The sequence below is a fragment of the Pseudomonas sp. BP6 genome (genome assembly GCF_017875935.1).
GTDB lineage: Bacteria > Pseudomonadota > Gammaproteobacteria > Pseudomonadales > Pseudomonadaceae > Aquipseudomonas > Aquipseudomonas putida_Y.
Genome location: NZ_JAGINI010000001.1, coordinates 431214 through 444530 on the forward strand (window position 1 = coordinate 431214; position 13317 = coordinate 444530).

Sequence of the window (13317 nt, forward strand, 5' to 3'; positions counted from 1 at the left end):
CGTGAATGCCCATGTTTTCAAACCTGACATGCCGCCACCGGTGAAAACCGTCGGCGTGCTCGCATGGATGCGCGCCAATCTGTTCTCCAACTGGCTCAACACGCTGCTGACCTTGTTCGCGATCTACCTGATATGGCTGATTGTGCCGCCAATGCTACAGTGGGCGTTGCTCGACGCCAACTGGGTCGGCACCACCCGTGCCGATTGCACCAAGGAGGGCGCCTGCTGGGTGTTCGTGCAGCAGCGCTTCGGCCAGTTCATGTACGGCTACTACCCCGCCGAGCTGCGCTGGCGCGTGGACCTGACCGTGTGGCTTGCAGTCATCGGCGCCGCGCCATTGTTCATCAAGCGTTTCCCGCGCAAGGCCTTCTACGGCCTGGCCTTCCTGGTGCTGTACCCGGTGTTGGCCTATACCCTGCTGCATGGGGGGTATCTGGGCCTGCAAAACGTACCCACCAGCCAGTGGGGCGGGCTGATGCTGACCTTGGTGATCGCCACCGTGGGCATTGTCGGCGCCTTGCCTTTGGGCATCCTGCTGGCCCTGGGCCGGCGTTCGAGGATGCCGGCCGTGAAGGTGGTGTGTGTGACCTTCATCGAGTTCTGGCGCGGCGTACCGCTGATCACCGTGTTGTTCATGTCGTCGGTGATGCTGCCGTTGTTCCTGCCCGAAGGCATGAGCTTCGACAAGCTGCTGCGGGCGATGATCGGTGTAATCCTGTTCCAGTCGGCGTACATCGCCGAGGTGGTGCGCGGCGGCCTGCAGGCTATCCCCAAGGGCCAGTACGAAGCCGCCGCGGCCATGGGCCTTGGCTACTGGCGCTCGATGGGGCTGGTGATCTTGCCGCAGGCGCTGAAGCTTGTGATTCCCGGCATCGTCAACACCTTCATTGCCCTGTTCAAGGACACCAGCCTGGTGATCATCATTGGCCTGTTCGACCTGCTCAACAGCGTCAAGCAAGCCGCCGCAGACCCGGCCTGGCTGGGCATGGCCACCGAGGGCTACGTGTTCGCCGCCCTGGTGTTCTGGATTTTCTGTTTCGGTATGTCCCGCTACTCCATGCATCTGGAGCGCAAGCTGGACACTGGCCACAAGCGTTAGGAGTTTCGAAATGAGTGAAGCGATCAAGCAGCCTGCTGGCCCCGAAGGCATCATCCAGATGCAGGGTGTGAACAAGTGGTATGGCCAGTTCCATGTGCTCAAGGACATCAACCTGAACGTGCGCCAGGGCGAACGCATCGTGCTGTGCGGGCCGTCCGGTTCGGGCAAGTCCACCACCATCCGCTGCCTTAACCGCCTGGAAGAGCACCAGCAAGGGCGTATCGTGGTCGATGGCGTGGAGCTGACCAACGACCTCAAGCAGATCGAGGCCATCCGCCGCGAGGTGGGTATGGTGTTCCAGCACTTCAACCTGTTCCCGCACCTGAGCATTCTGGAGAACTGCACCCTGGCGCCAATGTGGGTGCGCAAGATGCCCCGGCGCAAGGCCGAGGAAATTGCCATGCACTACCTGGAGCGTGTGCGGATTCCGGAGCAGGCACACAAGTACCCCGGGCAGCTGTCCGGCGGCCAGCAGCAGCGTGTGGCCATTGCCCGCGCGTTGTGCATGAAGCCCAAGATCATGCTGTTCGACGAGCCGACCTCGGCACTGGACCCGGAAATGGTCAAGGAAGTACTCGATACCATGGTGGGCCTGGCCGAGGATGGCATGACCATGCTCTGTGTGACTCACGAAATGGGCTTTGCCCGTACCGTGGCGAACCGGGTTATCTTCATGGACAAGGGCGAGATTGTGGAGCAGGCCGCGCCGGATGATTTCTTCGACCGGCCGCGCAGTGACCGGACCAAGTTGTTCCTCAGCCAGATCCTCCACTGATGCTGTTTGGGCTGCTCGGCAGCCCTTCGCGGGCACGCCCGCTCCCACAGGTTTAGCGCTGGCTTTGGAGCCTGCGTAAATCCTGTGGGAGCGGGCGTGCCCGCGAAGGGCCGCAACGCGGCCCCGGCTTTATTTCTTTTCCTGGCTGGCAGCCGGCGCCGGCGGCGGCCGCAGCCCCACCTCGGCGATCAGTTTCAACGGCTGCCCGTTGCGCATCACCTCGATGGTGATCTTCTCGTTGGGCTTGATCCGCGCTACCTGGTTCATCGACTTGCGCCCGTCGCCGGCCGGCTCGCCATTGATGCTCAGGATCACGTCACCCAGGTGCAACCCGGCCTTGGCCGCTGGCCCTTCGCGGAAGATACCCGCCACCACGATGCCTGGGCGGTCCTTCATGCCGAACGATTCTGCCAGTTCCTGGCTCAGTGGCTGTACTTCGATACCCAGCCAGCCACGGATCACCTGGCCATGTTCGACGATCGACTTCATCACCTCCAGTGCCAGTTTTACCGGGATGGCGAAGCCGATGCCCTGCGAGCCACCGGACTTGGAGAAGATCGCGGTATTGATGCCGATCAGGTTGCCATTGGCATCCACCAGCGCACCACCGGAGTTGCCCGGGTTGATCGCCGCGTCGGTCTGGATGAAGTCTTCGTAGTTGTTCAGCCCCAGCTGGTTGCGGCCAGTGGCGCTGATGATGCCCATGGTCACAGTCTGGCCGACGCCGAACGGGTTGCCGATGGCCAGCGACACGTCGCCGATGTGAATGTTGTCGGAACGGCCGATGGTGATTGCCGGCAGGTTCTTCAAGTCGATCTTCAGCACCGCAAGGTCGGTTTCCGGGTCGCTGCCGATCACGCGGGCCAAAGTCTCGCGGCCATCCTTCAGGGCGACGACGATCTGGTCGGCGCCGCTGGTGACATGGTTGTTGGTCAGCAGGTAGCCCTCAGGGCTCATGATTACCGCCGAGCCCAGGCTTGATTCCCAGCGGCGCTGTTTGGGCAGGTTGTCACCGAAGAAGCGGCGGAACTGCGGGTCCTCGAACAGCGGGTGGGCGCTTTTGTTCACCACCTTGGTGGTGTACAGGTTGGCCACCGCCGGGGCGGCCAAGGTCACGGCGTCGGCGTACGACACCGGACCTTGCATGATCCGCGAGGTCTGTGGCGCTTGCTGCAGGTTGACGTCCTGGCTGGGCAGCCCGACCCATTGCGGAAAACGCTGGATGATCAGCATGGCGATCAGTATGCCGGTAAGCAGGGGCCAGCCGAAGTAACGCAAAGCCTTGAACATGAACGAATCCTGGAAAGAGCAGGGGCCAGCGGCCTGGCAGTGGGGCATGAGCGCGCGCGATCATACACCGGTTCCCCCAGTGACGGCGACGGCCCATAATGGCCGGCATTATACGGGCGTTCGTCAGGCGTTGCGCCCGGGAAAAGCGCAGTTTTCGAGGAGATTTTCATGGCCGTCGCTCTAAACACCCTGGTCGAGGAAGCCGAGCGTTATCTGGGCAGCGCGAAGATCCAGGATTATTGCCCAAATGGTCTGCAGGTCGAAGGCCGGCCGCAGGTCAGCCGTATTGTCAGTGGTGTTACCGCCAGCCAGGCATTGCTGGATGCCGCGGTCGAGGCCGAGGCCGATCTGGTGCTGGTGCACCATGGTTATTTCTGGAAGGGCGAGAACCCGTGCATCACCGGGATTCGCCAGCGTCGCCTGAAGACCTTGCTTAATAACGATATCAGTCTGCTGGCGTTTCACCTGCCCTTGGACGTGCACCCGGAAGTCGGCAACAACGTGCAACTGGCGCGGCAACTGGAGATCACTGTCGAAGGGCCACTTGACCCGGAAAACCCCAAAGTGGTCGGGCTGATCGGTTCGCTGGCCGAATCCATGACCGCGCGCGATTTTGCCCGTCGGGTTCAAGGCGTGCTGGGGCGTGAGCCGTTGCTGGTCGAAGGCAACGACATGATCCGCCGGGTGGGCTGGTGCACCGGCGGCGGGCAGGGCTATATCGACACGGCGATTGCCGCCGGGGTGGACCTGTACCTGACCGGTGAGGCGTCCGAGCAGACCTACCACAGTGCGCGCGAGAATGGCGTCAGCTTCATTGCTGCCGGGCACCATGCCACCGAGCGCTATGGGGTGCAGGCGCTGGGCGATTACCTGGCACGACGGTTTGCCGTGGAGCACCTGTTCATCGATTGCCCTAATCCCATCTGATAGCGGTGTCGCCCTCTTCGCGGGTGAACCCGCTCCTACACGGGCCTGTAGGAGCGGGTTCAGCCGCGAAGAGGACGGCCCTGCCAGCCCAAACCCCCAGTCATATCGTTAGATTTTTTCGATCTAGCCAGCCTCCTAAATAGAAGCAGCCGCTGTGATAGAGTGGCTCGCTCGAACACGGCCCGCAGGCCGTCCATAAGATCGTTTTTCGTGAGTAGCCATGGTCGACAAACTGACGCACTTGAAACAGCTGGAGGCGGAGAGCATCCACATCATCCGCGAGGTGGCCGCCGAGTTCGACAACCCGGTGATGCTGTACTCGATCGGCAAGGACTCCGCCGTGATGCTGCACCTGGCGCGCAAGGCCTTCTTCCCGGGCAAGCTGCCGTTCCCGGTGATGCACGTCGACACCCAGTGGAAATTCCAGGAGATGTACAGCTTCCGCGACAAAATGGTCGAGGAAATGGGCCTGGAGCTGATCACCCACGTCAACCCCGAGGGTGTGGCGCAGGGTATCAACCCGTTTACCCATGGCAGCTCCAAGCACACCGATATCATGAAGACCCAGGGCCTGAAGCAGGCGCTGGACAAGCATGGTTTCGACGCTGCCTTCGGTGGTGCGCGCCGCGACGAAGAGAAGTCGCGGGCCAAGGAGCGTGTGTATTCGTTCCGTGACAGCAAGCACCGTTGGGACCCGAAGAACCAGCGCCCCGAGCTGTGGAATGTGTACAACGGCAAGGTCAACAAGGGCGAGTCGATCCGCGTCTTCCCGTTGTCGAACTGGACCGAACTGGACATCTGGCAGTACATCTACCTTGAAGGCATCCCGATCGTGCCGCTGTACTTCGCCGCCGAGCGTGAAGTCATCGAGAAGAACGGCACCCTGATCATGATCGACGACGAGCGCATCCTCGAGCACCTCTCCGAGGAAGAAAAAGCCCGCATCGTCAAGAAGAAGGTGCGTTTCCGTACCCTCGGCTGCTACCCGCTGACGGGCGCTGTCGAATCGGAAGCCGAGACCCTGACGGACATCATTCAGGAAATGCTCCTGACCCGTACGTCCGAACGCCAGGGCCGTGTCATCGATCACGATGGCGCCGGTTCCATGGAAGACAAGAAACGCCAAGGCTACTTCTAATTTCAGGGTTACTCCATGTCGCACCAATCTGATCTGATCAGCGAGGACATCCTCGCCTACCTGGCCCAGCATGAGCGCAAGGAACTGCTGCGCTTCCTGACTTGCGGCAACGTTGACGACGGCAAGAGCACCCTGATCGGGCGCCTGCTGCACGATTCGAAGATGATCTACGAGGACCACCTCGAGGCCATCACCCGTGATTCGAAGAAAGTCGGCACCACCGGCGAAGAAGTCGACCTGGCGTTGCTGGTAGATGGCCTGCAGGCCGAGCGCGAGCAGGGCATCACCATCGATGTCGCCTACCGCTACTTCTCCACCGCCAAGCGCAAGTTCATCATCGCCGACACCCCGGGCCACGAGCAGTACACCCGCAACATGGCCACCGGTGCGTCCACCTGCGACCTGGCGATCATCCTGGTCGATGCCCGCTACGGCGTGCAGACCCAGACCCGTCGCCACAGCTACATCGCGTCGTTGCTGGGCATCAAGCACATCGTGGTCGCGGTCAACAAGATGGACCTGAAGGGCTTCGATGAAGGCGTCTTCGAGTCGATCAAGGCCGACTACCTGAAGTTTGCCGAAGCCATCAACCTGACCCCGAGCAGCCTGCACTTCGTGCCGATGTCGGCGCTCAAGGGTGACAACGTGGTCAACCACAGCGAGCAATCGCCGTGGTACGCCGGCCCGACGCTGATGGAAATCCTCGAAACCGTCGAGGTTTCGGCTGACCGCAACTTCACCGACCTGCGTTTCCCGGTGCAGTACGTCAACCGTCCCAACCTGAACTTCCGCGGCTTTGCTGGCACCATCGCCAGCGGCGTGGTGCACAAAGGTGACGAGATTGTCGTGCTGCCGTCGGGCAAGAGCAGCCGGGTCAAGTCCATCGTCACCTACGAAGGTGAACTGGAAAACGCCGGCCCAGGCCAGGCCGTGACCCTGACCATGGAAGACGAGATCGACATCTCCCGTGGCGACCTGCTGGTACATGCCGACAACGTCCCGCCGGTAACTGACCACTTCGACGCCATGCTGGTGTGGATGGCCGAGGAGCCGATGCTCCCAGGCAAGAAATACGACATCAAGCGTGCCACCAGCTACGTGCCAGGCTCGATTGCCAGCATCACCCACAAGGTCGATGTGAACACCCTGGAGCAGGGCGCTGCCAGCGCGCTGCAACTGAACGAAATCGGCCGCGTCAAGGTTGCCCTGGACACCTCGATTGCCCTCGACGGTTACGACAGCAACCGCACCACCGGTGCGTTCATTGTCATCGACCGCCTGACCAACGGCACCGTTGGCGCCGGCATGATCATCGCCCCGCCCGTGTTGCCACACGGCAGCACCGGTCATCATGGCAAGCAGGCCCACGTGTCCACCGAAGAGCGCGCCCTGCGCTTCGGCCAGCAGCCAGCCACCGTGCTGTTCAGCGGCCTGTCCGGTGCTGGCAAGAGCACCTTGGCTTATGCCGTGGAGCGCAAGCTGTTCGACATGGGCCGCGCGGTGTACGTGCTCGACGGCCAGAACCTGCGTCACGACCTGAACAAGGGCCTGCCACAGGACCGCGCCGGCCGCACCGAGAACTGGCGCCGCGCCGCCCACGTGGCGCGCCAGTTCAACGAAGCCGGCATGCTGACCCTGGCTGCGTTCGTGGCCCCGGATGCCGAAGGCCGCGAACAGGCCAAGGCGCTGATCGGCAAGGAGCGCCTGGTGACCGTTTACGTCCAGGCCTCGCCGCTGGTCTGCCGCGAGCGTGACCCGCAAGGCCTGTACGCTGCCGGTGGCGACAACATCCCGGGCGAGAGCTTCCCGTTCGATGTGCCGCTGGATGCTGATCTTGTGATCGACACCCAGGCCACCAGCGTGGACGAAGGCGTGAAACAGGTGCTGGACGTGCTGCGTCAGCGTGGCGCGATTTAAGCGCTAGCCTGTAAGAAAAAACCCGCTTCGGCGGGTTTTTTTATGCGCGTAATCCTGGTTTGTGCGGTGCCTGTAAGAGCAACTGCCTTGCTGACAATCTGAAAGTTTTCACAATCAGTGTAGGAGCGGCTTTAGCCGCGAATACCGGCAAGGCCGGTGTCTTGCACCGCCGTTCCCAAAGGTTCTTCGCTAGCCTCAGAACTGTATCCAGACCCGGGCGGCTAGCTATCTTTAATTCTGAACACTGCAAGCCCCTTTGAGGCTCTCCATTCCAAGATGCGCGCCATGACCTGCTCGGAGCATCTTCCCCGTCCCTTGTCGGGGCTATAGATAAGGTCGGCGCCATCAGGATGCTCAACCACATCGATAAAATGCTCCAGCAATCGGTCCTGCCAATCACGCGAGCCTGTCGCCTGAATCAACGCCCCAACAATCGACCGGACCTCACTGTGGGTGTAGTCGGTGAGGCTGTGCTTCAAGCTGATTACCATGTTGCCTCCGAAGAAAGCGCGTATTGCATAGCGCTCATGATCCGCAGGTTTTCAGCGTCGTACATCAGCCCACCCCACTCGGGCGGGTTCAGGTGGCATATCTGATACGAGCGCAGTCCCTTTGCCGTTTCATGGAATGGCGCGCGAGGGGGCCAGCCTTTCTTGAGGCGGTTGAGTTGGGCGGGGATGAATTGCTGGCTGTAGATTGGGTCTTCTGCGGTCGCCAGCCAGAAAGCTTGGGAGAAATGGTCGAAGCTGTGGAATGTTTGACCTGCGAGTTTACGGATGATGAATTCTGGAAGAAGGCTGGCCATGGAGTCGTCCCTGGGTGAAAGGCAGGGAAAGTGTGCCCGGGGACCAGCTTTCTGTATGTCAGGGGTAGGCTGTATGTCAGTAGGATCGTTCCTGGTGATTTGTAAGAATGGTCTTGGAGCCTGTTTATCCTTCACCGCTTTGGATGAAAAACTGCCGGGTAAATTTGCCAAATGACTCCGGGTGCGGTGCCAGCATTCTCAGCGGCGCGTCATGGCATCCGGATATGTTGAGACCCTGGGTGATCAGGGCCTCATTCTATTCAGCTAGCTTTGAAACCTTCTTTGCCATTGGCCAGGCGCCACGTTTCGACTATTTCAAGTACTTGCTCAGGCTCACCCCGGTTGCTGCCTTGCGGTCTAAAAAAAAGATCACTACCAGACGGGTGCTCGGTAATTTTCTCAAAATGTTCAATCAAAGGTACCAGTACGTTGTCTGGCTCATCCTCGATAGCTGTATCAATCACTTGGAGGAAGGTAAGGAACTCTTGTTTTGTATAATCTTCAAATTTATTTTTCAAGACCGTCTTTTCCATAGTGAATGTGGTTGTGGGCTTTGGGCGTCAAAATTATTAAGTTGTCCATATCATATACACCACCTTGCTCGCTGATAGGCACGACGTGGTGAATTTCGTGGGAGCGTTTGCTCATATACTTGTCATCTCTATCGACCCAAGGCGAGTATCCATGTTTTCTGATTCGACGGATGTCTTGAGGGCTAAACTGCTTCGAAAGCTCGGGGTCATTAGCCACCGCCTTCCAAAATTGCCGCCGGAACGCGTTAAAGCTCCTATATTCTCTATCCCTCAGAAGATCAGCAATCTGAGCAGGAATTGGAGCCCCTTCGAGGCTGGCTGCCGATTTACGCCATGTATCTGTTACCTGTGCACCGTTCCCGGTTGATGTACCAGCCTCGTATCGCGGACTCTTGAATACCACCAGAATAGGCGGTAATCCCGAGTCCATGGGAAAGGTGATGATCAACCGTTCCTGGTCCAGCAAGTCCAGCGCCGGGTAACCCTCTGTTTTGGTGCTGACGGGGTTCAGGGTACTGCCGGTGTAAACGACGGTACCGGGCGCTGCTGGCGGCAAGCTGGTGGAGCTTCCGGCTTCACCACCCGGCGCGTTGGCCGGTGTCCAGGTCAGAATCCGCTGCGGATTTTCCAGTGCAAGGCTGTAGACCAGACGTTCAGTGTCGAATGTCGCCGTGCGCACCGGTACTGGCCTGCCCCCAGGCACCACATACAGGTCCAGGCCGTTGTCATGCTCGGCGCCTGCCAACAAATAGGGTAAGTCGATGCTGGCTGATGACAGAGCCAAGGCTGCAAGGTCCGGCCCGCCGGGCGGCGTAAGGCTGGCTAGTGGGGTGCTGATCAGGTACCTGCGCTCACTGTTACCCAGCGTTGATGGCCAGGCCATCGCGAGGGTGCCTACCGCAAGCGAGGAGATGGTAGTCGCAACGAGGCGGGTAATCGCCGCTGTGATCGCTTCGCTCAAAGCCTTATAAGACGTTTCGGCCACCGCGAATGTTGCTGTACCAATCGGGATTACGGCTGGCGTCGATCCCGATAAACGCGCTTCATTGATATAGGAGATATTACGCCGCAGCGTCTCTTGCCTTTGCCGCTCGGCTTCTGCAGCCAAGCGCTCGGCTTCGGCCTGCTGGCGTGCAGCTTCTTCCTGTGCAGCAAGTTGGGTCTGGAGGTTTTCCACGTCAGCGGCACGCTGCATCAGGTTTTGCGTGGCACCTGCATATACGCCCAAAAACCTGATCGATTCGGTTAGCGCGAGTGCCAGATGGTATTCCTGCCAGCGCGGACCAGCCCTGCGTAGCCGTTGCTCGTCTACAAGATGCAAAAGCCCTTCAAGTTGGGGCTTCGACAGGGGCCCGCTGATTCGGGGGTTGTAATCAGAGTGTTGCGGAATTTGTGATTGCTTGGCCTGCACCAAGGCAGCCGCGGTTGCCAGGTAGGCACTGAAGGTCTGGGCAAGCGTAAGCGCGTCGTCGATGACGGTTTGCCCCAGTTCATGCTGAAGAACATTGGGTAAACAATCGAAGTGTATTTGCCGCTCTGTGTGAATCTGCGCCGTTCTGCGCGAAATCATTTTCGACAGATCTGGAGGTTGGTGACTGAGCTCTTCCTGATCTACTTGGTCTGCCAGCCCTTGAAGTTCGTCTGCCAGTGCCTGGTGTTTCTGAGCTTCCAGATGTAGGCGGTATGCGCCATCCCAAGACTTCTCCAGCCTCGTGGCCCATTCAATACCTAACTCTTCGCCCGTTGTGGCAGCGAAGAAGCCCGGGTCCAAAAACCGGCTCATCATTGAGTCGCCGCGCTTGTAGAATGCAGGTACGCCAAAGTAGCTGTTGGCGTCGGGCAAAATTTGTAAATAATTCTCTCGAAGCTGACTGATTCGCGATGATAGGATTTGCTGTTCTGCTGAGCGTGGTGGTACCCCGCCATTTGTACTGTTAGCCTCAGCTTTGATCTGGGCTTTCAATGCATTGATGGTTTCAGGGAGCTGGTTTATTTCGTGAGCATACTTATCTGAAGAGCCCTTCTCGATGCCTTGAAATTCTTCTGTCAGCACCCTGCGCGTGGAAATAACCCTGGCAATATCGGGTTTGGTAGGGCTGGTGCCCGGCGGAATGCCTTCGCTAAATCCCCATCCCCCGCTACCTGGGCCACCTCCACCATTACCGATTAACCGTAGTTCAGCGCCGGTGGGGGCCTGCGCATTAATAAATAAAGCCTCGTTAAGATAATAGGTGTTGTCCCGTGCCATGTAGGTTCTCCTGATCACTACATGGGCTAGGTTTACGTATATCGAATTTGCGGTATGTCAGCTGCAGCCTGTCAATCAGTAGGAAGCTTCGTGTTGTTCGGAAAGATCCGTTTCAGATATGTTTCTCCGACACAGGTATCACCCGCCTTTCCTTCACTGCTTTGTACGAAAAACTCGAATAGATCTCCTTCACCCCCGGCAACCGCTGCAGCACCTCCCGGGTAAATTCCCCAAACGACTCCAGGTCCCGTGCCAGTATCTCCAGCAGAAAGTCATAGCGCCCGGAGATGTTGTGGCAGGCGACGATTTCGGGTATTTCCATCAGCCGCTGTTCGAACGCCAGCGCCATGTCCTTGGTGTGCGAGTCCATCATGATGCTGACGAACGCGGTCACGCCAAACCCCAGCGACTTGGGCGAGAGGATGGCCTGGTAGCCGGTGATGTAGCCGTTTTCTTCCAGCAGCTTCACCCGTCGCCAGCAGGGCGAGGTGGTCAGTGCCACCTGATCGGCGAGTTCGGCAACGGTGAGGCGGGCGTTGTCCTGCAAGGCGGCGAGCAGGGCGCGGTCGGTGCGGTCGAGGCTTGAAGGCATTTTTTGCCCTCCTGGTCCGTTGATTATTGTTTTTGTTCCAGAAAGCATGCCTATGTGTAGGCTATTTTGGAAAAAATTGGGCAGCTCGGTGGCATAAGCTTACAACAAACCACAAGAGGCCGTTGCCATGCGCGACTCCCACGACAACACCGGTTTTTCCACGCGGGCCATTCACCATGGCTACGACCCGCTGTCCCACGGTGGCGCCTTGGTGCCGCCGGTGTACCAGACGGCCACCTATGCCTTTCCCACTGTTGAGTACGGCGCTGCCTGCTTCGCCGGAGAGGAGGCGGGGCACTTCTACAGTCGCATCTCCAACCCCACGCTGGCCTTGCTGGAGCAGCGCATGGCTTCGCTGGAGGGTGGTGAGGCGGGGTTGGCGTTGGCATCAGGGATGGGTGCGATTACCTCAACCATCTGGACCCTGCTACGGCCTGGCGATGAGCTGATTGTGGGGCGCACCTTGTATGGCTGCACCTTCGCTTTTCTGCACCACGGTATTGGTGAGTTCGGCGTCAAAGTTCGCCATGTCGATCTCAACGATTCCATGGCCCTGAAGGCGGCGATCAACAGCAAAACACGGATGATCTACTTCGAAACACCGGCCAACCCCAATATGCAGCTTGTGGACATTGAGGCGGTTGTCGAGGCGGTGCGGGGGCATGATGTGCATGTGGTGGTCGATAACACCTACTGTACGCCGTACCTGCAGCGGCCACTGGAGCTGGGGGCGGACCTGGTGGTGCACTCGGCAACCAAGTACCTCAGTGGCCACGGTGATATCACTGCGGGTCTGGTGGTGGGGCGCAAGGCGTTGGTCGATCGCATTCGCCTGGAAGGGCTGAAGGATATGACCGGGGCAGTGCTGTCGCCCCATGACGCGGCGCTGCTGATGCGCGGGATCAAGACCCTGGCCCTGCGAATGGACCGGCATTGCGCCAATGCTCAGAAGGTGGCCGAGTTTCTGGCTCGGCAGCCGCAGGTGGAATTGATTCATTACCCGGGGCTACCGTCTTTTGTCCAGTACGCGTTGGCCCAGCGACAGATGCGTTTGCCTGGGGGGATGATTGCGTTTGAGCTCAAGGGTGGCATTGAGGCGGGGCGGCGGTTCATGAATGCGCTGCAGCTCTTTGCCCGGGCGGTGAGCCTGGGGGATGCAGAATCGCTGGCACAGCACCCGGCGAGCATGACCCATTCCAGCTATACGCCGCAGGAGCGGGGGCATCACGGGATATCGGAGGGGCTGGTGCGTCTGTCGGTGGGGCTGGAGGATGTGGAGGACCTGCTGGCAGATGTCGAACAGGCATTGCAGGCCTGCTGTTAGGTTGCCTGCACTGGCCCCTTCGCGGGCACGCCCGCTCCCACAGGTATTCCACAAGTTTCACATGCTGTGGTGTACCTGTGGGAGCGGGCGTGCCCGCGAAGGGGCCAGTGAATCCAGCCCACAAAAAAGGCCTCTTGCGAGGCCTTTTGCATGTTCAGCAGATCAACGCTTGAGCCCGTAGCTCTCATCCAGCATGCCTGGCGAGTTGGGCGCTTTCGGCGCATAGTCGCGCGGCACTTCGGCGGTGTCTTTAGGTGGGGTCAGGCGGTCACGCGGGCCTTGCGGTGCATCGGAGTGCAGCGCAGCCAGCAGGCGTTGGCGAGTGACGTCATCGAGGGCCAGACTGTTGGCGCCTTCAGCCAGGTGATCCTGTACGTCCTGGTAGCTCTGGGTCAGTTTCTTGACCAGCATGGCGGTGCTGTTGAAGTGGGTGACCACTTCGTTCTGGTAGCTGTCGAAGCGCTTCTGGATGTCATCCAGTTGACGCTGGGTGTTGCTCGGCGCCGCATTGGGCAGCAGGCGGGCAACAATGAAACCGACTGCCACACCGATGACCAGGGCCAGGGTTGGCAACAACCAAACAAGGAGCGAGAGTTCCACGAGTCCTTCCTCTATAAACGGCTTTGCTTTACGTTAACGGCTCAGACCTGCGCTGTATACCGCGAGCGA

The 13317-nt window shown here is 59.5% G+C and carries 13 protein-coding genes; 6 read left to right on the forward strand and 7 right to left on the reverse strand.

From position 1 onward, the window contains the following. Position 1 precedes the first annotated feature (1 nt). Both J3A98_RS01920 and J3A98_RS01925 read left to right on the forward strand, forming a co-directional pair. Positions 2-1099 carry an amino acid ABC transporter permease gene (locus tag J3A98_RS01920; protein WP_209963641.1) on the forward strand — a complete coding sequence of 366 codons (1098 nt, stop codon included), beginning with the start codon at positions 2-4 and terminating at the stop codon, positions 1097-1099. A gap of 10 nt (positions 1100-1109) precedes the next feature. Then, the gene (locus J3A98_RS01925; protein WP_003251792.1) at positions 1110-1874 is read left to right on the forward strand and encodes an amino acid ABC transporter ATP-binding protein; all 765 of its coding nucleotides are present in this window, start codon (positions 1110-1112) and stop codon (positions 1872-1874) included. Positions 1875-2003: 129 nt separating this feature from the next. On the opposite strand, the gene algW is transcribed toward J3A98_RS01925, so the two are convergent. Beyond that, positions 2004-3164 (reverse strand): Do family serine endopeptidase AlgW, encoded by a 1161-nt coding sequence (gene algW, locus J3A98_RS01930; RefSeq protein ID WP_209963645.1) that lies wholly within the window; start codon positions 3162-3164, stop codon positions 2004-2006. 168 nt (positions 3165-3332) lie between these two features. On the opposite strand from algW, the gene J3A98_RS01935 reads away from it, so the two are divergent. From J3A98_RS01935 to cysN, 3 genes are all read left to right on the forward strand, one after another. Continuing rightward, entirely contained in the window at positions 3333-4091 is a 759-nt protein-coding gene (locus J3A98_RS01935; protein ID WP_209963648.1) for a Nif3-like dinuclear metal center hexameric protein, read from the forward strand. A gap of 220 nt (positions 4092-4311) precedes the next feature. Further along, complete coding sequence (gene cysD, locus J3A98_RS01940; RefSeq protein WP_003251799.1) at positions 4312-5229, forward strand: sulfate adenylyltransferase subunit CysD; 918 nt, start codon at positions 4312-4314, stop codon at positions 5227-5229. Between the two features lie 15 nt (positions 5230-5244). Beyond that, the gene (cysN, locus tag J3A98_RS01945) at positions 5245-7146 is read left to right on the forward strand and encodes a sulfate adenylyltransferase subunit CysN (protein ID WP_084852049.1); all 1902 of its coding nucleotides are present in this window, start codon (positions 5245-5247) and stop codon (positions 7144-7146) included. Between the two features lie 221 nt (positions 7147-7367). Here cysN and J3A98_RS01950 read toward each other — a convergent pair whose 3' ends face one another. The 5 genes from J3A98_RS01950 to J3A98_RS01970 form a co-directional block, all read right to left on the reverse strand. Then, on the reverse strand, positions 7368-7637 hold the full coding sequence (locus J3A98_RS01950; protein ID WP_209963652.1) for a bacteriocin immunity protein: 270 nt from the start codon (positions 7635-7637) through the stop codon (positions 7368-7370). Next, positions 7631-7951, reverse strand: a complete 321-nt coding sequence (locus J3A98_RS01955) for an S-type pyocin (RefSeq protein ID WP_209963656.1) — start codon at positions 7949-7951, stop codon at positions 7631-7633. Before J3A98_RS01955 ends, J3A98_RS01950 begins: the two co-directional genes overlap by 7 nt. 260 nt (positions 7952-8211) lie before the next feature. Further along, positions 8212-8469, reverse strand: coding sequence for a bacteriocin immunity protein (locus tag J3A98_RS01960; RefSeq protein ID WP_209963659.1), 258 nt, complete (start codon positions 8467-8469; stop codon positions 8212-8214). After that, positions 8459-10732: an S-type pyocin domain-containing protein gene (locus J3A98_RS01965; protein ID WP_209963664.1), complete on the reverse strand. Its 2274-nt coding sequence runs from the start codon at positions 10730-10732 to the stop codon at positions 8459-8461. Before J3A98_RS01965 ends, J3A98_RS01960 begins: the two co-directional genes overlap by 11 nt. 112 nt (positions 10733-10844) lie before the next feature. Then, complete coding sequence (locus J3A98_RS01970; protein WP_003251803.1) at positions 10845-11324, reverse strand: Lrp/AsnC family transcriptional regulator; 480 nt, start codon at positions 11322-11324, stop codon at positions 10845-10847. Between the two features lie 127 nt (positions 11325-11451). Here J3A98_RS01970 and J3A98_RS01975 point away from each other — a divergent pair, with 127 nt between their 5' ends. Next, positions 11452-12648, forward strand: coding sequence for a methionine gamma-lyase (locus tag J3A98_RS01975; protein WP_209963667.1), 1197 nt, complete (start codon positions 11452-11454; stop codon positions 12646-12648). 162 nt (positions 12649-12810) lie between these two features. On the opposite strand, the gene J3A98_RS01980 is transcribed toward J3A98_RS01975, so the two are convergent. Then, complete coding sequence (locus J3A98_RS01980; protein ID WP_010952432.1) at positions 12811-13248, reverse strand: DUF1043 family protein; 438 nt, start codon at positions 13246-13248, stop codon at positions 12811-12813. Positions 13249-13317 lie beyond the last annotated feature (69 nt).

Bases quoted from the DNA above. Each gene is read 5' to 3' on its own strand.
- J3A98_RS01925 (WP_003251792.1), top strand. From the start codon at position 1,110: ATGAGTGAAGCGATCAAGCAGCCTGCTGGCCCCGAAGGCATCATCCAG.
- algW (WP_209963645.1), bottom strand. From the start codon at position 3,164: ATGTTCAAGGCTTTGCGTTACTTCGGCTGGCCCCTGCTTACCGGCATA.
- J3A98_RS01935 (WP_209963648.1), top strand. From the start codon at position 3,333: ATGGCCGTCGCTCTAAACACCCTGGTCGAGGAAGCCGAGCGTTATCTG.
- cysD (WP_003251799.1), top strand. From the start codon at position 4,312: ATGGTCGACAAACTGACGCACTTGAAACAGCTGGAGGCGGAGAGCATC.
- cysN (WP_084852049.1), top strand. From the start codon at position 5,245: ATGTCGCACCAATCTGATCTGATCAGCGAGGACATCCTCGCCTACCTG.
- J3A98_RS01950 (WP_209963652.1), bottom strand. From the start codon at position 7,637: ATGGTAATCAGCTTGAAGCACAGCCTCACCGACTACACCCACAGTGAG.
- J3A98_RS01955 (WP_209963656.1), bottom strand. From the start codon at position 7,951: ATGGCCAGCCTTCTTCCAGAATTCATCATCCGTAAACTCGCAGGTCAA.
- J3A98_RS01965 (WP_209963664.1), bottom strand. From the start codon at position 10,732: ATGGCACGGGACAACACCTATTATCTTAACGAGGCTTTATTTATTAAT.
- J3A98_RS01970 (WP_003251803.1), bottom strand. From the start codon at position 11,324: ATGCCTTCAAGCCTCGACCGCACCGACCGCGCCCTGCTCGCCGCCTTG.
- J3A98_RS01975 (WP_209963667.1), top strand. From the start codon at position 11,452: ATGCGCGACTCCCACGACAACACCGGTTTTTCCACGCGGGCCATTCAC.